Annotated in this window: 17 protein-coding genes; 7 read left to right on the forward strand and 10 right to left on the reverse strand. The window is 65.0% G+C overall.

Translation table 11 applies throughout. The annotated features are described in order from the left end of the window. The first annotated feature begins 123 nt into the window (after positions 1–123). Positions 124–831, forward strand: a complete 708-nt coding sequence (locus ACPFL9_RS03730; RefSeq protein ID WP_426005921.1) for a queuosine precursor transporter — start codon at positions 124–126, stop codon at positions 829–831. A gap of 96 nt (positions 832–927) precedes the next feature. Here the strand turns inward: ACPFL9_RS03730 and tgt are convergent, their stop codons facing one another. The 8 genes from tgt to ACPFL9_RS03770 form a co-directional block, all read right to left on the reverse strand. Next, complete coding sequence (gene tgt, locus ACPFL9_RS03735) at positions 928–2,235, reverse strand: tRNA guanosine(34) transglycosylase Tgt (RefSeq protein WP_426005922.1); 1,308 nt, start codon at positions 2,233–2,235, stop codon at positions 928–930. Between the two features lie 60 nt (positions 2,236–2,295). Next, the gene (locus ACPFL9_RS03740) at positions 2,296–3,003 is read right to left on the reverse strand and encodes an SRPBCC family protein (protein WP_426005923.1); all 708 of its coding nucleotides are present in this window, start codon (positions 3,001–3,003) and stop codon (positions 2,296–2,298) included. Positions 3,004–3,075: 72 nt separating this feature from the next. Continuing rightward, entirely contained in the window at positions 3,076–4,143 is a 1,068-nt protein-coding gene (locus tag ACPFL9_RS03745) for a DUF6707 family protein (RefSeq protein ID WP_426005924.1), read from the reverse strand. Positions 4,144–4,218: 75 nt separating this feature from the next. Further along, a complete protein-coding gene (locus ACPFL9_RS03750) occupies positions 4,219–4,758 on the reverse strand; it encodes an NUDIX hydrolase family protein (RefSeq protein ID WP_426005925.1) in 540 nt (179 codons plus the stop codon). Positions 4,759–4,824: 66 nt separating this feature from the next. Next, positions 4,825–5,433 (reverse strand): RraA family protein, encoded by a 609-nt coding sequence (locus ACPFL9_RS03755; RefSeq protein WP_426005926.1) that lies wholly within the window; start codon positions 5,431–5,433, stop codon positions 4,825–4,827. After that, positions 5,430–5,852: a RidA family protein gene (locus tag ACPFL9_RS03760; protein ID WP_426005928.1), complete on the reverse strand. Its 423-nt coding sequence runs from the start codon at positions 5,850–5,852 to the stop codon at positions 5,430–5,432. The genes ACPFL9_RS03755 and ACPFL9_RS03760 overlap by 4 nt, the downstream gene beginning before the upstream one ends. Next, complete coding sequence (locus ACPFL9_RS03765; RefSeq protein WP_426005929.1) at positions 5,849–7,198, reverse strand: MFS transporter; 1,350 nt, start codon at positions 7,196–7,198, stop codon at positions 5,849–5,851. The genes ACPFL9_RS03760 and ACPFL9_RS03765 overlap by 4 nt, the downstream gene beginning before the upstream one ends. 156 nt (positions 7,199–7,354) lie before the next feature. Next, entirely contained in the window at positions 7,355–8,527 is a 1,173-nt protein-coding gene (locus ACPFL9_RS03770) for a PucR family transcriptional regulator (RefSeq protein WP_426005930.1), read from the reverse strand. A 162-nt stretch (positions 8,528–8,689) separates the two neighbouring features. On the opposite strand from ACPFL9_RS03770, the gene ACPFL9_RS03775 reads away from it, so the two are divergent. From ACPFL9_RS03775 to ACPFL9_RS03795, 5 genes are read left to right on the forward strand one after another with little or no spacing between them, the layout of a single operon-like run. After that, a complete protein-coding gene (locus ACPFL9_RS03775) occupies positions 8,690–10,024 on the forward strand; it encodes an MFS transporter (protein WP_426005932.1) in 1,335 nt (444 codons plus the stop codon). After that, positions 10,021–11,634 (forward strand): thiamine pyrophosphate-dependent enzyme, encoded by a 1,614-nt coding sequence (locus ACPFL9_RS03780; protein WP_426005933.1) that lies wholly within the window; start codon positions 10,021–10,023, stop codon positions 11,632–11,634. Before ACPFL9_RS03775 ends, ACPFL9_RS03780 begins: the two co-directional genes overlap by 4 nt. A gap of 15 nt (positions 11,635–11,649) precedes the next feature. Beyond that, positions 11,650–13,047, forward strand: coding sequence for an aldehyde dehydrogenase family protein (locus tag ACPFL9_RS03785; protein ID WP_426005934.1), 1,398 nt, complete (start codon positions 11,650–11,652; stop codon positions 13,045–13,047). Between the two features lie 8 nt (positions 13,048–13,055). Continuing rightward, positions 13,056–14,756 carry an amidohydrolase gene (locus ACPFL9_RS03790; protein ID WP_426005936.1) on the forward strand — a complete coding sequence of 567 codons (1,701 nt, stop codon included), beginning with the start codon at positions 13,056–13,058 and terminating at the stop codon, positions 14,754–14,756. Positions 14,757–14,764: 8 nt separating this feature from the next. Further along, positions 14,765–16,021: a M20 family metallo-hydrolase gene (locus ACPFL9_RS03795; protein WP_426005937.1), complete on the forward strand. Its 1,257-nt coding sequence runs from the start codon at positions 14,765–14,767 to the stop codon at positions 16,019–16,021. Between the two features lie 12 nt (positions 16,022–16,033). Here ACPFL9_RS03795 and ACPFL9_RS03800 read toward each other — a convergent pair whose 3' ends face one another. Then, entirely contained in the window at positions 16,034–16,756 is a 723-nt protein-coding gene (locus tag ACPFL9_RS03800) for a hypothetical protein (RefSeq protein ID WP_426005938.1), read from the reverse strand. Positions 16,757–16,834: 78 nt separating this feature from the next. Here ACPFL9_RS03800 and ACPFL9_RS03805 point away from each other — a divergent pair, with 78 nt between their 5' ends. Beyond that, positions 16,835–17,428, forward strand: a complete 594-nt coding sequence (locus tag ACPFL9_RS03805) for a YdeI/OmpD-associated family protein (RefSeq protein ID WP_426005940.1) — start codon at positions 16,835–16,837, stop codon at positions 17,426–17,428. 44 nt (positions 17,429–17,472) lie between these two features. Here the strand turns inward: ACPFL9_RS03805 and ACPFL9_RS03810 are convergent, their stop codons facing one another. Next, positions 17,473–18,675, reverse strand: a complete 1,203-nt coding sequence (locus ACPFL9_RS03810; protein WP_426005941.1) for a glycoside hydrolase family 76 protein — start codon at positions 18,673–18,675, stop codon at positions 17,473–17,475. Positions 18,676–18,712: the final 37 nt, after the last annotated feature.

The following is an 18,712-nucleotide window of genomic DNA, read 5'->3' on the forward strand; positions in this document are numbered from 1 at the left end:
GGTGCGGAGGGTGGGACAATGTAGCTGGTGCCGGGCAGGATGCCCCCACTACCCCAGTGCTAATACAGCGGGGCGCCGCGAGTTGCAGAGCGCCTGCGCGAACCACTACGAAACGGATGACCCATGCCCTCGCCTTCCGGCAGTACTTTGAGCAAGCCCGCACCGCGTTTTGCGTCCATCGGCTCCCCCTACTTCGGCATCATGCTCGCGGTCATGGCCGTGGTGCTGATCCTCTCCAACATCGGCGCTTCCAAAGGCGTGGTGCTCGGGCCCATCATCACCGACGGCGGTTTCTTTCTTTTCCCGCTGGCCTACATCCTGGGCGACGTCATGAGCGAGGTCTACGGTTTCAAGGTGGCCCGCAAAGCCATCATCACCTCGTTCGCCCTGAGTGTCTTCGCGTCGCTCTGCTACTGGGTGATCATCATCCTCCCCGGCTTCGATGACGACTACGGAACCGCCAAACAGGCAGCCATCGAGGGCGCGCTCGGGCCCGTCCCGCAAATCGTCCTGGCGTCCCTGCTGGCGTTCCTCGCAGGCCAGACCATCAACTCCTGGATCCTGGTCAAGATGAAGGAGCGCACGGGAGAAAAGACCCTGTGGGCCAGGCTCATGGGCTCCTCCGTGGTGGGCGAGTTCGTCGATACCCTGATCTTCTGCAGCATCGCGGCGTCGGTGATCGGCATCTCCGACGTCGGCTCGTTCATCAATTACGTCCTGGTGGGCTTCCTGTACAAGACCGCGGTTGAGTTCATCTTCGTGCCCATTACCGTGCTGGTGGTGGGCTGGATCAAGAAGCGTGAGCCGAGCTACGGCGCAATCGCGGCCTAGCCTTTCGCCGGGTTCGCTGGAAAGGCGCGGGGTAGCTGGAAGCTTCCCAACGCCGTCGAACGTTTCCCGCGAACCCGGCACCGGCACCAAGGAAAGCTAGGAGTAGTACCGCCCCAGCGTCTCGGCCTTGAACTCGAAGAAATCCCCGGATTCAATGGCCAAGCGGGCGTCGTCCACCATCTTCACCACGAAGCGCTCGTTGTGGATTGAGATCAGGGTTGCGGAGAGCATCTCCTTGGCCTTGAACAGGTGGTGGATGTAGGCGCGCGAGTAGTTGGCGCAGGCGTAGCAGTCGCAGCCTTCCTGGAGTGGCCCGAAGTCCTTCTTGTACCGTGCACCGGACAGGTTGAACCGGCCGGACGGCGTGTAGAACGCGGAGTTCCGGGCCACGCGGGTGGGGGAGACGCAGTCGAAGGTATCGGCCCCGTTCTCGATGGCGGTAAAGATGTCGTCCGGTTCGGAGATGCCCAGCAGGTGGCGGGGCTTGTCCTCGGGCAGTTCCTCGTTGCACCAGCGGACAATCGTCCCGAGGTTCTCCTTCTCCAACGCCCCACCGATGCCGTACCCGTCGAAGGGCATCGCGCCAAGATCGCGGCATGCCTTGCGCCGCAGGTCCTCGTACTGGGCGCCCTGGATCACCCCGAACAGGGCCTGGTACGGCTTGCCTGCCCGGGACTCAGTCAACGAGAAATGCTCCTCCAAGCAGCGCAACGCCCAGAGCCGCGTCCGCTCCAGCGACTCTTCCTGGTAGGCGCGGGAGTTCTGCAGGGTAGTCAGCTCGTCGAACGCGAACATGATGTCCGCCCCGATCTGGTGCTGGACCTGCATGGAGATCTCGGGGGAGAAACGGTGCTTGTCGCCGTTGAGGTGGGACTTGAACCAGACCCCGTCGTCATCGATGTGCGCCAGCCGTTCCTTCCCCGGGGCGACGGCGTCGTCGGGCCCGGACGTGTCGACGTTCTTCATGTCGATCACCTTCTTGAACCCGGAGCCCAAGCTCATTACCTGGAACCCGCCGGAGTCCGTGAAGGTCGGGCCGGGCCAGTTCATGAAGGCGCCGAGCCCACCTGCGGCGTCGAGGATTTCGGGCCCGGGCTGGAGGTAGAGGTGGTAGGCGTTGGCCAGCACAGCTTGTGCACCAAGTTCGGCGACGGACTCCGGGAGCACGGCTTTGACGGTGGCTTTGGTCCCGACGGCGATGAACGCCGGCGTCTGGATGGTTCCGTGCGGCGTGGTGATGGTTCCGGTGCGGCCCAGGAACCCGCCCCCGTTCGCCTCCACAAGCGAGGACGACGGCGGGCACGTTTCCGTCAGGCGCCGGCCCACCTCGAAGGAAAATCCGGCCGTGGCCACAGAGGGCGCGGTGGTTGAATCAGGCGAAGGCAAAGAAGCGGAAGCTGGCACGCTACCAAGTGTGCCAGCTTTACCGAAGGTCACCCTGCCGGAGGTCCGATGGGCGCCGTCTCAGGAGCTGTAGTTCGCTTCCTTCCACTTGTCCCAGGAGGCACGGATGTCGTTGAACGTGTGGGCCCCGAGCTCGTACGTCGAGGCAATCACTATCGCGCCGCCGTCGGGCCTTTTGTCCGGAATCGGCAACTGTTCTGCGACGATCAGCAGCCCGTCGCCGTGCGCGGCGTAGCTGTGCACGGTCAGGCCGACCTGGTGCCGGCTCTTGAACCAGACCTTGCCGGAGATCTTCTCGCCGGTTTTCAGGGTGAGCGAATACTCCTCGCCTACGGGAGGAAGGTCGCCAAGCCTCAGCTTTTCTATGGCTGAGCCGTCACCTGAGACTGACAGGAAGTGCGTCCGGCGCTTACCGTGCGGATGCCGCTCCAAGGCAAACCGAAGCTGGTGGAGGAAGGTAAGCCATCCCTGCGTGATGTCTTCATCCCACTCCGCCCACTCGGAATTGTGGTCCAGCGCGGCCCTGGTCACCTTGACTTCGGTGCCGCCGGACACGGGATGCAGCTCAAAGATGTCGCCGCCGTTGACGGTGAGGCTGGTGTGGTCAGGTCCTTCCACTACATCGGTGTTGAAGTAGATCTGTTTGATTTCGTCGGCGAGGTCATCGGCTTCCCAACCATGCCATTGGGCCACGAGCGACGGTTCACGCAGCATTGTCCAAACCTGCTGCGCGTCGGCATTAATCACAACGCTCAGATTGTTCGTCATGGCCCAGAATCTACCGCCGTTCGGGCACATAAAACAGGGCTTGATCTTCCCGTGCCGGGCGGTCCGGCGGCCCTAAGCGCGGACCGACTCGAGTTCGTTGGCGATCCGGCGTGTCAGTTCGTCTCCGGCGAGGGTTTTGGAGCCGCCGTGCGCGCGGAGGAACAGCAGCGCTTCGAGCCGCAGGAACCGCCATTCACGTTCGGCTTCGCGGTTGCCGTTGTCGATCGCGCGGAAGATCTCCTTGTCGTAAAGGTTGGGTTCGTTGAGGGCGCGCTGCCGGACCCTGGCATTGATACGGGCCTTGAACGGGTCCTCTTCCTGCGATTCGGGAGCCCGCAGGAGTTTTTCGTACACAGCCGCCCGGTCCGTTTGTCCGGATTCGCGGCAGATGAAGCTGGACAGCGCCAGGGCGCGTTCAATCGACGCCCAGCGGTCAAGGTTCCCGTCGAAGGGCAGGACGTTCAGGAGATCGGCCACTTCAAGCGCCTTGTCCGGATCCCGCAACACCACGCACAGGTCGAAGGCCAGGTCGCTGAGATCCCGGAGGCAGCTTCCCGACTTGGTGTTGATGCCTTTGGCCAGCCGGTCGGCCAGTACCTGAACACCGTTCTTGCCCTTGTGTCCGGCTGCGGCGGCCACCACCACTGACTCCGGAGTACCGTGCGGCTCGGGGATGAGGGCCAGTTCTTCCGGACCCGGTCCGGTGGCCACTGGCGGCGTTTCCGGGCGTGGAGGTACGACGACGGCGGGAGCGGCGGGCGCCTCTTGGTCCGTTTCCGCCGGGGTGCTGAGCGAGGGGTCTTCGGTGGGGCCGCCTTCGGCCCCGCCGCCGGAGGCGGCACCGGCGCTGTCGCCGGAGTCGCCGGCACTGGTGCCTGTGCTGTCGCCGGAACCGGACCCGACGCCGCTGCCCGGGACTCCGCTGCCAACCGGCACACTGGAGCCCGCAGCGATCCGCACCGAACCGCCGTCGAACGTTGTGACCAGCAGCAGCGCAGCGACACCGTAGTCATCGTGCTGGGTCTCGACGCTGCGGATTTCCCGGGCAGGACCGTCGCCCGGCGGGTACACAAAGTCTCCCGGTTGCAGGTCCCCAGCCTGCTTCTCGCGGTACTGCTCTGAGGCTGGGCTGTGAGTCATCGGAAGTCCTTTGGTTCTCTTGCGGTCCGCCGTCCAGTCTACAAAGTCCGGCCGCGGCAGGCGCCGGGACCCGCCCTAGACGACGATGCCCGAGTAGGCCAAGGCCTGCCGCACGAGGTTGCCGCGGCCGCCTTCGAATTCCTGCTGAACGTCTTCGCTGAGGACTTCCTGCGGAGTCATCCAGGTCAGTTCCAGTGCGTCCTGGCGGGGCTCGCATTCACCTGTGACCGGGATGATGAACACCAGCGAGACAGCGTGCTGGCGGTCATCGGTGAAGCCGGTCTGGGACGGGGCCGGGAAGTATTCGGCCACCGTGAACGGGACCGGGCTGATGGGCAGCTGGGGGAAAGCCAGGGGACCGAGGTCCTTTTCCATGTGCCGCAGGAGTGCTGCCCGGATGGTTTCGCGGTAGAGGACGCGGCCGGAGACGAGGTAGCGGACCATGTTGCCGTCGGCGTCGCCCTGCAGCAGGGAGCCGACTTCATTGACGTACCCGAGGGGATCCAGGCGGACGGGAACAGCCTCCACGTAGACCATGGGAAGGCGCCCTCGCGCCTCGAAAAGGTCCTCGTCGGAAAGCCAGCCGGGATATGGGTCGGGTGTACGTACGCTCATGGTTAAGTTCTACCGCATCCCCGGCCGAAGTCCGTTGGTGCCACAGCGGGGTTACGGGTGGCGGAGTTACAGGGCCAGGACCGTGTGGAGCGGTTCGCCGGCCGCGATCCTGGCCAGGATCGCGGGTTCGGCCGCATCCGAGGCAAGGGCTTGACCCATGACGTTCCGGGCTGCGTGCGGCTCCAGGATGATCAAGCCGTTGTCATCCCCGAGGACCAAATCGCCGGGGTTCACTGCAATGCCGCCGCAGTGAACCGGCACATTGACGGCGGAGCCAGTACTGTACGCGCGCTTGGTGGTGAGGCAGGTGGTACCACGCGCGAAGACGGGCAGCCCGGCCTGCCGCAGTTCCAGCAGGTCCGTTGCCATGCCGTCGATCAGGACGGCGGCTGCGCCTTGGGCGATCGCCGTGGCTGCAGTGACGGCACCAACTGGCGCATGGCGGTGGTCGCCGAGCATGTCCACCACCAGGACGTCGCCGGGGTGCAGCGCCAGGAGGGCGCGGTTCATGGCTATCGCGTCATGGTCGGCGATCCGCACCGTGACAGCGGGCCCGGCGACCTTGACGTTGGGCAGGAGGGATTGAATGGCCGGGTCAACAAAGCCATCTTCCAGGAAGTGGCCGATCGTGGGGTAGCTGACCCTTGTTAGGTCCTCAAGGAGCGCCCGGATCACTGCGCGGCCCCTGTGGTTCCGGTCGAGGCGGTTCCGGCCAGGACGGCAACGCACTCGATCTCCAGCGACACGCCCCACAGACTGACGCACACGGTGGTTCGCGCCGGTTTGGCCGCGCCGAAGTACTCGACGTACACGCGGTTGTAGTCCTCCAATTGCTCCTCGCTGGTCAGGTACGTGTTGACCTTGACCACGTGCTGCAAGCTGGACCCGGCCGCCTCCAGGACTCCGGCCAGGTTGTCGATGGTTTGGCGGACCTGGCCTTCAAAAGTCCCGGGTTGATCGTTAAGTCCGGTGATGGCGGGGATCTGGCCGGAGGTGAACACGAAACCGTTGGCAATGACCGCTGGCGGGAAAGGGCCGACGGCGGGCGCCTGGCCGGGGATGCCGGCCAGGCGCACGATGGGGGTTGCGTTCACTTCGCTGCCGCTTCAGCCGGTGCAACATCGACGGCGTCGATGTTGCCGTGGCGCGTTTCGGTCAGGACAAACAGGGCCACAAGGGACAGGATGGCTGCCGCCATGATGTACCAGGCGATCGAGGAGCTCTGGCCGGTCAGTCCCAGCAGCCACGTGGTGATGAACGGGGTGGCGGCGCTGCCCAGCAGGCCGGACAGCATGTAGGCCACGGAAAGGCCGGAGTAGCGGACCTTGGACCCGAAGAGCTCTGCCAGGAAGGTGGCGATGGGGCCGTAGTTGGCAGCGAAGGCCGTCATCATGGCGAGGTAGGCGACGAACAGGAGCGCCACGGACTTGGTGTCCATGAGCCAGAACATCGGGAAAGCGAGTACGGCTTCAGCGGCAACGCCTGCGTAGATGATGGGCTTGCGGCCGTGCTTGTCGGAGAGCTTGCCGAAGAACGGGATCAGGACGAAGCAGAGCGCGCAGGCGGCCAGGACAACCCAGAGCATGAGGCTTTCCGAGTGACCCAGTTCTTTCTTGCCGTAGGCGACGCCGGACGCCACCAGGAGCGTGAAGGTGCTGCCTGTGGAAAGGGTGGCGACGCCGCCCAGGACAACCTGCTTCCAGTACTTGGCCATGAGCGAGGCGAACGGCATCTTTGCCTTGGCGCCGGCGGTCTTGACGGCCTGGAAGGATGGGGTCTCCTCAATGTTCAAGCGGATGTAGATGCCCACGGCCACCAGCAGCACGGAGGCCAGGAACGGGATGCGCCAGCCCCAGGAGTGCAGGGCGTCGGTGCTCATGCTGGAAGCCACGATGAGGAACGCGACGTTGGCAATGAGGGTGCCGGCCGGGACGCCAACCTGGACCAACGAGCCAAAGAAGCCACGGCGGTTGGCGGGGGCGTGCTCCACAGTCATGAGCACGGCGCCGCCCCATTCGCCGCCAAGGGCCAATCCCTGGATGACACGGAGCAGGAGGAGCAGGAGTGGCGCCATGATGCCGATGCTCTGGTAGTCGGGCAGCAGGCCGATCGCGAACGTGGCTGCGCCCATGGTCAGCAGCGAGACGAGCAACATGGATTTGCGGCCCAGGCGGTCGCCGAAGTGCCCGAAAATTATGGCGCCGACCATGCGGGCGATGTACGCCGAGGCAAAGGTTCCGAAGGCGAGCATGGTGCCCACGATGGGATCGAAGCTGGGGAAGAAGATCTTGTTGAAGACGAGTGCGGACGCCGTTCCGAACACGAAAAGGTCGTACCACTCGACGGTGGTGCCAATAACGCTGGCGAGGGCAATTTTGCGCATTTTCGTCAGGTCGAGCCTGGCTGTGGATGCGGAATCGGTATCTACCGTTTGGGCCATCAGAATCTCCGGATGGGGTGCGGGGACGAGTGTCCGTTGCAAGGTAGCTACAACTATTCTGTGTTGCCGATCACAGCTTCAATGGCATAAATCCCAGCAAAAGGCGATACGGAATGTGAAAACACACATCGCCCGTGCCCTTGCCCGTGACCCGAACTAGGCCCAGGCAACCACCAGGCGCGCTGCCTGCACGGGAACGGCCAGGTCGATCCCGGTCAGTTCCTGGAAGCGGTTGAGCCGGTTGAGGATGGTGTTGCGGTGGCAGAACAACTGCTCCGAGGTCAGAGTGACATTGCCGGTGGTCAGGTAGTTTCGCACAGTTTCCAGAAGACGCTCGCGCTCGCCGCCCTTGCACTCGGCGAGGGCTTCCTCCAGTTCCGCGGCGAGGTCCAGCCCTGCGTCCTGGAGGTTTTGCCGGGCCAATCTGGCCCAGGCTGCATCGGCCGAGAGCGGACCGGCGTCGCGGGGACGGAGCAAAGCGGCGAGCGTTTCGGCTGTCCGGGCCGCCGCGGGCAAGGCGCGCAGTCCGAGGACCTCTGATACGTAGCCGCAGGGGACTGTCGAGAGTGCGGCTGGAAGGGTGTTGTTGGATGCGGCGCCGCGGGTTCGGACCGACGGAAGCGGCCAGAAGACGTAGGTGTTGCCGCCGGATTCGTGAAGGAACAGCCGGGGCCGTGCCGTGCCGGCGTGGGTGACGGCGGACCGCAGCTGCGCTCCGGGCTCACCACTGGCCGCCACCAGGGCGAAGCGTGAGTCCGGATTGAGGCCCAGCGCGGAGGCAACTTGGGCCGAAGTTTCCAGTGACGGCGTGCTCTGGTTGAAGAGTCTGGCGATGAACTCGCGCTGGATGCTGGACTCTTCCTGGGCCATGCGCACCCGTTCGGTGAGGTAGCTGGTGTGGGTCCGGGTGGCGAATTCGTCAACTACCTTCCAAACCTGGTCCACCCTGGAAGCGAGCAGCATGGCGTCCTCGGGCTTCGCGATTTCCAGCAACTCGGCCCACAGGATGCTGAAGTCCAGCCGAACAGCGGAGGTCAGCGATTCCGGAGGAATGCCGGCCCGTGCGCGCTTGGACCCCAGGTCGGAAGCGAAGTCCAGCAGTCCGTCCTGGCTGGTGGGATCCCCGCCCTTGAGTCCACGGATCAGGCGCCGGAAGGTTTCGCGTGCCGTCTCGGTGATCTCCTGGACGGTAACTTGGCTTTCGCCGTACTCGGGGATTTCCCGGACACGGGTGGTGAACGCGCGCGCCAGCCCGTCCAGGCGGCCTTCCAGCTGTTCCACCAGCGCACTCCAGCGAACGTTGTGCCCCGAGGTCTCGACATTGTGCATTCACACATTCTAACGCCCTGTTTGCGTGATGTATCGCTAGTTATTTTGGGAAAAACTACTGGCACTATGGAATAAGTCACTGTGGAGTGAACCCCCTCACAAGCTATCCACACCATCGTCCCGGATCCCAATATCCGGTCCGTTCGCACTTTTGGAGCATCAATGGCAAGCACCGTCAGCGGAGCCACGGGCGTCAGCCCCTCGGCAGATCGCGTCATCGACGAAAGCGTCACCAAGAAGGTGGCTTTGGCCGCCCTGGTTGGCACGGCGCTGGAATGGTACGACTTCTTCCTTTTCACCACGGCTGCTGCCTTGGTGTTCAACGCCCAGTTCTTCGTCTCGCAGGATCCGTTCGTCGCCGCCATGGGTTCCTTCGCCACTTTGGCTGTGGGCTTCGTTGCCCGCCCCATAGGTGGCTTCATCTTCGGTGCCTTGGGAGACAAGGTGGGCCGCAAGAAGATCCTGATGGTCACCATCGTCGGGATCGGCATTGTCACCGGCATGATCGGCCTCCTGCCCAACTACATGAGCATCGGCATGGCCGCTCCGGTTCTCCTGGTACTCCTGCGCATCATCCAAGGCCTTGCCGTGGGCGGTGAGTGGAGCGGCGCGGTGATTATCGCCGTCGAGAATGCTCCCGTGGCAAAGCGTGCGCGCTATGCCGCGCTCCCGCAGGTCGGTTCCCCAATCGGCACCATCCTGTCCTCCGGCGGCTTCTTCGGCATGCTCTACCTGGTGGGGCAGACCAACTTTGACGCCTGGGGCTGGCGTATCCCGTTCATCGCCGCCATCCCCCTGCTGGCCGTCTCCCTGTGGATCCGCAGCAAGCTCAGTGAATCACCCGAGTTCGAGGCCCTCATGGAATCCGGCGAAACCGAGCACGCCCCCATCCGCGGAGTGCTGAAGAACAGCTGGCGCCAAATCCTGGTGGGCATGTGCTCGGCCCTCCTGGGTATCGGCGGCTTCTACCTCATCACCAGCTTTGTGGTGTTCTACGGCACCAAGGTCCTCAAGCTGCCCTCTGAGCTCCTGCTGCTCGGCAGCCTCGTGGCCGCTGCCCTGGAGATCGGCGCCCTCATCTGGGCCGGCCGTTTGGGCGAGAAATTCGGTGCCAGCAAGGTCATCCTCTGGGGTGGCGTGGCTTCGGCTGCCATTGCGGTTCCCGTCTTCCTGGCCATCGACAGCCGCAACCCGTTCCTTGTGGTCATCGGCATGATGATCGGCGTGGCCGTCCTCTCCATTCCGTACGCGGTGTCCGGCACGGCACTGACTGCCCTCTTCGCCACCAAGGTGCGCTACACCGGCGTCGCCATCACGTCCAACACCGCGGGCGTCATCTCCGGTTTCGTTCCGCTGATCGCCACCGCGCTGGTCGCGGCCACTGGCAACTCCTACTGGCCCGGCGCCATCATCTTGCTCGTGGTCTCGGCGCTGACCGCGTTGTCCGGCCTGTTCCTCCCGGGCCTGTCCATCAAAGAAGAAGGAATGAAGCATTGAGCACCACCGCCGGCCACCTCATTGTGGGCCAACTCGAACGGGCCGGAATCAAACGTGTGTACACCGTTCCCGGGGAGAGTTTCCTTGATGTCCTGGATGGCCTGCACGGCTCGCCGATCACCAACGTGGTGGCCCGGCAGGAAGGCGGCGCAGGATTCATGGCCCTCGCGGAGGGCCGTCTGACCGAGCTTCCCGGAGTTGCCATGGTGACCCGTGGACCGGGTGCCGCCAACGCCTTCATCGCCGTCCACACCGCGCACCAGGACGCCACGCCACTCATCCTTTTCATTGGCCTGATTCCGGTGGCCGACCGTGGCCGCGAGTCGTTCCAGGAATTCGACATCAACGCCTGGTTCGGCAGCACCGCCAAGAAGGTGGTGACCCTCGACGACGCCGCATCCGCTGCCCGTGTGGTGGACGATGCTATCTTCACCGCCCTCAGCGGCCGCCCCGGCCCGGTGGTGATCGGCCTCCCGGAAGATGTGCTGGTGCACGTCGTGGAAGACGCCACCGTGGAACCCCGCACGGTGGCGCGGTCCACTCCCGCAGCCGCGGACCTTGCCACTTTGAAGCAGAAGCTGGACAAGGCACGCAAGCCCCTGATCGTCGTCGGCGGCGAAGGCTGGACGCAGGAGTCCGGTGGGCAGTTGGCCGCCTGGGCCAGCCGCCACAGCGTTCCGGTGCTGGCGGACTTCCGCGCGTACGACGCCGTTCCGCACCGCAGCGACGCCTACGCCGGCTTTCTGGGGTACGGACGCAGCGACGCCAATGCCCAGCGGTTGGACGACGCGGACCTCCTGGTCTTCGTGGGCTGCGTCCGCGGCGATGTCCTCTCCGATGGCTACAAGCGCGGGCTCAACGCGGAGACGGTGGTGGTCAACGCCGATGCCAACCTCCTGGGCCACTTCGGCCGCGTGGACCAACACATCGTTGCCGACGTCACCGCATTTGCCACAGCGCTGCCCACTGATGCGGGCGGCGACCGCGAGGCCGGTTGGTTCGCCACTGCCCGTGCCGACCACCTCGCCTTCTCCACACCCCGGCCCGACGGCGGCATCGGCGTTGACTTGGGCGTCGCCATGGAAGTCCTCAAGAAAGAGATGGACGACGACGCCGTCCTCACTTTCGGTGCGGGGAACCACGCCCTGTGGCCCGCACGGTACCTGAAGCACAACTCCGCCAATTCCCTTGCAGCACCGCGCAACGGAGCCATGGGCATGGGCATTCCGGCGGCAGTTGCAGCCTCCCTCGCGTTCCCGGGCCGCCAAGTCATCTCCGTTGCCGGCGACGGGTGCTTCATGATGAACGGCCAGGAAATCGCAACGGCCATGGGCTACGGAGCGCAGTTCATTGTGTTGGTGGTGGACAACGGCATCTTCGCCACCATCCGCGAGCACCAGGAAGCGCACTACCCGGACCGCCCGTCCGGAACCCACATGACCAACCCGGACTTCGCTGCGCTGGCCCGCTCCTACGGGGGCTACGGGGAGCGGGTGGACCGCACAGAAGACTTCGCGGCCGCGTTCCGCCGTGCCGCAGATTCAGGCTTGCCCGCCCTGCTGCACCTTCCCCAGGACCCCGCTACCCGCTCGCCCAAAACGTCCAACTAAGAGTCAGGACCCCACGTGATCCAGCTTCAGAACATCATCAACGGCGAGTCCGTGCCCTCAGTGGATACCTTGCCCTTCTTCGACCCCGCGACGGGTCAGCAGATCGGCACCGCCCCGGACAGCGACGCCGCCACGGTCGATTCCGCCTTCCAGGCTGCTGCCGCGGCGTTCAAGAGCTACAAGCGCACGACGCCGGGCACGCGGCAGTCGCTGCTGTTGCAGCTCGCGGACCTCGTCGAGGCCAACGTTGACCGCTTGCTTGAGGCCGAAGTGGCCTGCACCGGCAAGCCTGCTGCGCTGACCAAGGAGCTGGAAATCCTGCGCGGTGCCGACCAGCTGCGCTTCTTTGCCGGGGCCTGCCGCGTTGTTTCGGGCACGGCACAGACGGAGTACGTCGAGGGATTCTCCTCTACCATCCGTCGTGAGCCGATTGGCGTGGTGGCACAAATTACGCCGTGGAACTACCCGTTCATGATGGCCATCTGGAAGATCGGTCCCGCGTTGGCCGCTGGAAACACGCTGGTCCTCAAACCGGCCGACACCACCCCGTGGTCCACCGTGGTCCTGGCCGAGCTGGCTCAGCAGGTCTACCCGGTTGGCGTGGTCAACGTGGTGTGCGGCGGCCGTGAAGCCGGGGCTGCGATGGTGGACCACGATATCCCGGAAATGGTCTCCATCACCGGCTCCACCCGGGCCGGGGCGCAGGTCATGTCCGCGGCCTCCAAGACGCTCAAGGACGTCCACCTGGAGCTCGGCGGCAAGGCACCCGCCGTGGTGTTTGCCGACGTCGATATCCAACGGACCGCGCGGGAAATCGCACTGGCAGCCTTCTTCAACGCCGGCCAGGACTGCACGGCCGTTACCCGCGTGCTGGTCCAGGAAGAGATCCACACGGAGTTTGCTGCGGCTTTGGCCGATGCTGCCTCGGCGCTGAAGGTCGGAACGGACCTCGGCCCGCTCAACAGTGCTGCCCAGTTGGAACGCGTGGAGGGCTTTATGTCCCGGCTCCCTGCCAACGCGCAGGTCCTGGCCGGCGGCAAGCGCACCGGTACCGGGTACTTCTTTGAACCAACCGTGATCGACGGCGTTTTCCAGACCGACGAGGTGGTGTGCGAGGAGATCTTTGGTCCCGTGCTCACGGTCCAGCCTTTCACCACCGAAGAGGAAGCGCTTGAACTGGCCAATGGCACCAAGTATGCCCTGGCCTCCAGCGTCTGGTCGGAGAACCATGGGGTGGTGACGCGCGTTTCCACAGAGCTTGACTTCGGTGCCGTGTGGATCAATTGCCACCAAGTCATTCCTGCCGAAGCACCCCACGGTGGTTTCAAGCACTCCGGCACGGGCAAGGACCTCTCCGTATTCGGGCTCGAGGATTACACCCGCATCAAGTCCGTCACCACGTCGCACCGCTAGAACGCGCCATGAAACTCGATCTTCTCCTGCGCAACGCAGACATCATCACCATGGATCCGGACCGCCCATCGGCCAGCTCGCTGGGCATCTGGAAGGGCCGAATAGTTGGCCTGGACGAGGAGCTTTCCGGGCTCGACGCCGCTGACGTACTGGACCTCGGCGGCGCGACGGTAACCCCCGGGTTCATCGACGCGCACTGCCACACCACCTGGTTCGGGCTGGGCCTGGCGGAGCTGGATGTGTCCGGGGCACGTGGCTTGGCGGAGCTGTATGGACTGCTGTCAGATGCCACGGCTCAAGGCGATGGCTGGCTGTTCGCCACCGGCTTCAGCCAGACCCAGCACGGCGGTTCCTTCCCGGATATCGCCGAGCTGGACCGCATCACAGGGGAACGGCCGCTGTTCATGCGCCACAACTCCGGGCATATGGCCGTGGTCAACACCGCCGCACTGCGGCTGGCAGGTGCCGAATCGCCGTCGTTCCCCGATCCCGACGGCGGAGCGATAGTCCGCGACGCAGCGGGACGTCCCACGGGACTCGTCCAGGAGACGGCCCAGGAATTGATCCAGCAGCTGATCCTGCCGTACTCGCTGGAGGACATCGAGGCAGCCTTGGAGCGGGCAACGCTGTACTACGCCGCCGAGGGAATCACGAGTTTCACCGAAGCCGGTGTGGGCGGTGGATGGATCGGGCACAGCCCGGCCGAGCTCGCCGCGTACCAGCGGGCGTCCGCCAATGGCCGATTGCACGCCCGTGCCCAGGTGATGCCGGTGCTGGATGTGCTGCACGGCCTGGATGGGCACAGCGCCGACAGCGCCGGGGTGGCTCCGTCCGGTCTGGATCTTGGGATCTTCAGCGGATTCGGGAGCGAGTACTTGTCCCTCGGGCCAGCCAAGGTCTTCCTTGATGGATCATTGTTGGGCGAGACCGCGGCTGTGAGCCATGAGTTCTGCAGCCACGGCCAGAAGGACAACCGCGGCAACGTCGGTTACTTCCAAGCGGACCCGGCCCAGTTGCGGGAACGCATCGAGGCAGCGTACGCCGCGGGGTGGTCCATCGCGGCGCATGCCATTGGGGACAGGGCCATCGATTTAGCGCTGGACATCATCGCCGAATGTCAAGCCACCTACGGTCCGCGACGCGTGCCCAACAGGATCGAGCACGCGTCCATGACCCGGCCCGAGCAGCTCTCCAGGCTTGCGGAAGCCGGGATCGCCGTCACTCCGCAGGCGAGCTTCTTCCGCGACGGCGGCGATGGCATGACGGCTTCCCTTGGTCCCGAGCGCCTTTCCTGGGCCTATCGGGCGGCCAGCTTCCTCGATGCCGGGGTTGTCCTGGCAGGCAGTTCCGACCGGCCCGTGGCGGACGGGAACGTCCTGCGCGGGATGCAGGCGTTCGTGGACCGGAAGACAGCTTCAGGCGCGGTGTTCGGCAATCCGGACGAGCGGCTCACCGCGCTGCAGGCGTTGGCCGCCTACACCAGCGGAGCGGCCTCAGCCACGGGCACGCTGGCGGACAAGGGGTCGCTCACGCAGGGCAAGCTCGCGGACTTCACCGTCCTCTCCGCCTCTCCCTTGGATGCGCCGGACATCAGCCAACTGCGTGTCCTGGCCACCGCCGTCGGAGGCCACTTCACGTACCAATCGACAGACTTCCACGCTGCGCCGGCGGCCCTCGTTCCTGCCGGCCAATCCCACAAGAGCAATTAGGGGAGACCATGATAAACACCACCAGCTTCACGGCCCAGGACACCGCCTTCGTCCAGGACTTCCGCACCATGAGCGCCTTCGGGGCCACGGACAACGGCGGCGTGGACCGCCAGGCCGCCACGATCCCCGACGGCGAACAACGCCGCTGGCTCACCGGTCTCCTTGAGAAACACGGCTTTTCGGTCAGGTTCGACCGCGCCGGCAACCAGTGGGGTCTCTACGAAGCCGTTCCCGGTGCTCCGTTCGTCGTGGTCGGCTCGCACATGGACTCCCAGCCGACCGCGGGACGTTACGACGGCGCTTACGGCGTCCTCGCTGCCGCCCACGCCGCGTTCCGCCTGGTTGAGCGCTGGGCAACCGGCGCCGAGGCACCCAAGTTCAACCTCGCCGTCGTCAATTGGTTCAACGAAGAAGGCAGCCGCTTCAAGCCGTCCATGATGGGCTCGTCCGTCTATACGGGGAAGCTGGACTTGGAAGAGGCGCTTAACACCAAGGATGCCGACGGTGTTTCCGTACGTGAGGCGCTGGACGCCATTGGCTGCCGAGGTGACTTTGAAGGGCCGGAAGCTGCTTTCTGCGCCGAGATCCACATTGAGCAGGGCCGCAGCATGGAGCGCGAAGGCGTCACCATTGGCTTGGTCCACTCGAACTGGGCGGCCAACAAGTACGAATTCGTGGTGCACGGCGAGCAGGCCCACACCGGCTCGACCGTCATCGCCGACCGCAAGGATGCCCTCCTCGGGGCGTCCATGCTGGTGGTCGCGGCCCGCGAACTCGCTGATAAGTTCCCGGGTGTCCTGCACACTTCGGTGGGCCAGCTCAACGTCTACCCGAACTCGCCGGTTGTGGTGCCATCCCGCGTGAACTTGCTGCTGGACCTGCGCAGCGCCGACGAGGCAGTGCTGGCCGAAGCGGATGCCCTGCTGCACTCGCGCATCAGGGAGATCGAGCGACTGGCCAACGTTTCCGTGGAGCAGCACCATTCGCACTCCTGGGCTGTCACGCCGTACCAGCCCGAGGGAGTGGAGCTCGCCGCCAAGGTGGCCGCAGACCTTGGCTTGAGCAACAAGGAAGTCATGACCCTGGCCGGGCACGACTCCACCAACATGAAGGACGTAGTTCCCACGGTGATGCTGTTCGTGCCCAGCGTCGACGGAATTTCACATAACGAGCACGAATACACCACGGATGAGGACATCGTGGCCGGGCTCGCCATGCTCACCGAGGTGGTCAGCCGGCTGTGCAACGGAGCTTTGGCGGACTGAAGCAATGACTTTTTATTGCCCCGTCAGCCCGGGTTTCCGCTCCACGACGATCGAAGCCGGTGCCGAGCCACCCACGGCATCCGGGTTGGCGACATAGAGCACTCCGTCGCCCATCCTCGCGTCGATTCCCGCATCGGTGAGCCGGTCAAGCAGCGGTTCCAGCCCGCCGTCGTACTCAAAAGCCAGTTCCCCGGATCCGGCGGTTGCTCCGTGAACAACCCGCAGGATGCCGCCGTTCTTGGTGGTGAAGGTCGCTGAGTCGTCATCTGCGGTCCGTGGCCGCGCGCCAATATTGCGCAGTTCCTGCGCGGAATCGTCGACGGCGGGACTCACCCAGGTGGCTACTACCGTGATGGCGGGGTCGGCTTTGTCCGACGTGGCCCATGTACCGTCCTCGGCGCGCTTGGCCGGATCAGCCAGGAAGGAGAAGCCGTCGCGCGCAGTGACTTGCACGGTTTCTCCGTGCGCGGCTTCCGTCATATCGGCGATGGTCCCGTCCTCCCGGGTACGTCGGGCGAACTCGGCCAGCACTCCGACCTCCACGCCAAACCGGGTGGTTCCGTCCTGTGGCTCCGGCTGCTGGTGCGCCACGCGGTGCAGCGCAAGGCGGCCGGAGCCGGCGTCGAACTCCCACCAGTCATGGTCCGCAACGGTGTTCGCCAGGCCCAGTGCCGTCAACAACTGGGTCCACTTCTCCGGCCGGGACGTGAAATGGATGGGGCGTGCTCGCAGCATGGGTCCTCCTGGGTGGTTCCGAGGCGTGCTTCCGCACAAGCCTATGCCGTGGGGGCCGATTCACAGCAGAATGGGGCCATGCCTGTTGAGCTTGAAGAATTGACGGTCAAGGACGCTGCGGAGTGGCGGCAATGGTTGTCCAACAATGCTGCGGTCAGCCCCGGGGTTTGGCTTGTCCTCCACAAGAAGGGCGGCAACGTCACGGAGCTGGACTACGCCGCTGCCCTGGATGAGGCCTTGTGCTTTGGGTGGATCGATGGCCAGACGAAAAGCCGCGACGCCCAGTGCTATGTGCAGCGCATGACGCCGCGAGGCCCCCGCAGCATGTGGTCGCTGCGGAACGTCGGCCACATAGCCCGGCTGGAGGAGGCTGGAAAGATGACTGAGGCGGGGCGAGCCGTCGTGGAGGCAGCCAAAGCCGACGGCCGCTGGGAAGCCGCTTACGCCGGGCCTGCCGATTCCGTGGTTCCCGACGACCTCGCCGCCGCTATCGCCGCCGTGCCCGAGGCGCAGGCCATGTTCGATGTCCTGACATCCCAGAACCGCTTCGCCCTCATCCTCCGCACCAACGCGGTGAAGGGTGCCGACACCCGCGCACGCAAGATCGCCGGTTTTGTGGAGATGCTGGCCAGGCATGAGGCACCGTACCCCCAGCGCAAAAAACCCAACTAAGTCGCATTAGTGCGCGTTTTGAGCCCTCAAAACGCGCACAGCTGCTACTTAGTTGGGATCGGCGCGTTACTTGGGATCGTCGCGGCCGCCTCAAGGATCATCCACGCCTGGAGTTGGGTGGAAAGTTCGACGGCGGCACCTGCCGGATACGTCTCAGCCGCCGGCCGTAGGGGATCGTAGGAGAAAACATGCCGCGGACGGGATGCCGGTCCGTGGCCGGCGTCGGTGCGGCCGGACCACAGCGCGTCCGCAGTAGCTGCCACGAGGTTGCGGGCGGTAGCGCGGGTGTCCTCCGGCAGGCGTTCGTCGCGTGCGGCAAGGGCCAGGTACCGGACGAGGATGCCGGTGAAAAGACCGCCGTCGCCGGTACCGTCACCCCGGATGATGCCGGTCCCTGGCACAGTCAGCTCGCGGGCGGTTGCGCTTATGAGCCGGGCAGCGCGTTCCAGGTTGCCTGTTCCGCCCAGCTCAAGCAGGGCACCAAGGACCGGTCCCTGGTTGTAGGTGTATACGGCTTCCTCAAGGAATGCCTGGCCGTCGCGGATACGCAGCCCGTCCATGTAGAGGCCGCGTTCTGCATGCAGCAGCCTGGTGTTCAGCCATTCCACCAGGGCCTGGCTTTTGGCCACGTTCCCGGTCCTGGCGTAGTAGAGGGCCACCGGGGCCGTTGCCGGGGTGTTCTTGAAGTCCCGTGCGGTGCTCCAGAACGTGCCACCGCCAAGCTCGTCCGTGGACGCCGAGTCAAACTGCGCGGTGAGGGACTTCCGCACGTACGCGTTGCGCCTGCGGCCCGGCTTCTTCGCCTCCCTTGCGAGCGACTCCAGGCGCAGGGTCGCGAGCGCCAGCCAGGCCATGTCGTCGTAGTAGTGATTGATGAAGCGGAAAAGGTTGCGGATCCGGATGGTGGTGACCAGCCGGGAAGCCAGCCTTCCTGCGCTGGGGCGGGAGCCGCCGTCGAACTTCACACCCGAGGCCAGTTCCCTGCGGCCTGCATCCACCAGGCAGTCAACATAGTGCGCCTGCCACCAGTAATGCCAGGGAGCTGCCAGGCTGCGGAGGCTACCGGCGGAGGGGAGCGTGACGGTGCCGAGGTGGGTTCCGGGGATGAACAACAGCCGCCTGCCGAAAGCCCGGGTAACTGAGCGGGCGGCCTGGTTGGCGCGGTCGGCGGCGTCCGGCGCCGGCAGGTTCGATGCTGGCAGATTCGATGCCGCGAGCTGGTCTGCAGGGTTCTGGTCGGCAGGCATGGGACCAGCCTATCGGGACGTTCAGGGTGCGCTGGAT

Source organism: Paenarthrobacter sp. NyZ202 (genome assembly GCF_049860755.1).
Taxonomy (GTDB): Bacteria; Actinomycetota; Actinomycetes; order Actinomycetales; family Micrococcaceae; genus Arthrobacter.

Coding starts and splice junctions, on each gene's coding strand:
- ACPFL9_RS03730 (WP_426005921.1), top strand. CDS start 124: ATGCCCTCGCCTTCCGGCAGTACTTTGAGCAAGCCCGCACCGCGTTTT.
- ACPFL9_RS03740 (WP_426005923.1), bottom strand. CDS start 3,003: ATGACGAACAATCTGAGCGTTGTGATTAATGCCGACGCGCAGCAGGTT.
- ACPFL9_RS03745 (WP_426005924.1), bottom strand. CDS start 4,143: ATGACTCACAGCCCAGCCTCAGAGCAGTACCGCGAGAAGCAGGCTGGG.
- ACPFL9_RS03750 (WP_426005925.1), bottom strand. CDS start 4,758: ATGAGCGTACGTACACCCGACCCATATCCCGGCTGGCTTTCCGACGAG.
- ACPFL9_RS03765 (WP_426005929.1), bottom strand. CDS start 7,198: ATGGCCCAAACGGTAGATACCGATTCCGCATCCACAGCCAGGCTCGAC.
- ACPFL9_RS03770 (WP_426005930.1), bottom strand. CDS start 8,527: ATGCACAATGTCGAGACCTCGGGGCACAACGTTCGCTGGAGTGCGCTG.
- ACPFL9_RS03775 (WP_426005932.1), top strand. CDS start 8,690: ATGGCAAGCACCGTCAGCGGAGCCACGGGCGTCAGCCCCTCGGCAGAT.
- ACPFL9_RS03790 (WP_426005936.1), top strand. CDS start 13,056: ATGAAACTCGATCTTCTCCTGCGCAACGCAGACATCATCACCATGGAT.
- ACPFL9_RS03795 (WP_426005937.1), top strand. CDS start 14,765: ATGATAAACACCACCAGCTTCACGGCCCAGGACACCGCCTTCGTCCAG.
- ACPFL9_RS03800 (WP_426005938.1), bottom strand. CDS start 16,756: ATGCTGCGAGCACGCCCCATCCATTTCACGTCCCGGCCGGAGAAGTGG.
- ACPFL9_RS03805 (WP_426005940.1), top strand. CDS start 16,835: ATGCCTGTTGAGCTTGAAGAATTGACGGTCAAGGACGCTGCGGAGTGG.
- ACPFL9_RS03810 (WP_426005941.1), bottom strand. CDS start 18,675: ATGCCTGCCGACCAGAACCCTGCAGACCAGCTCGCGGCATCGAATCTG.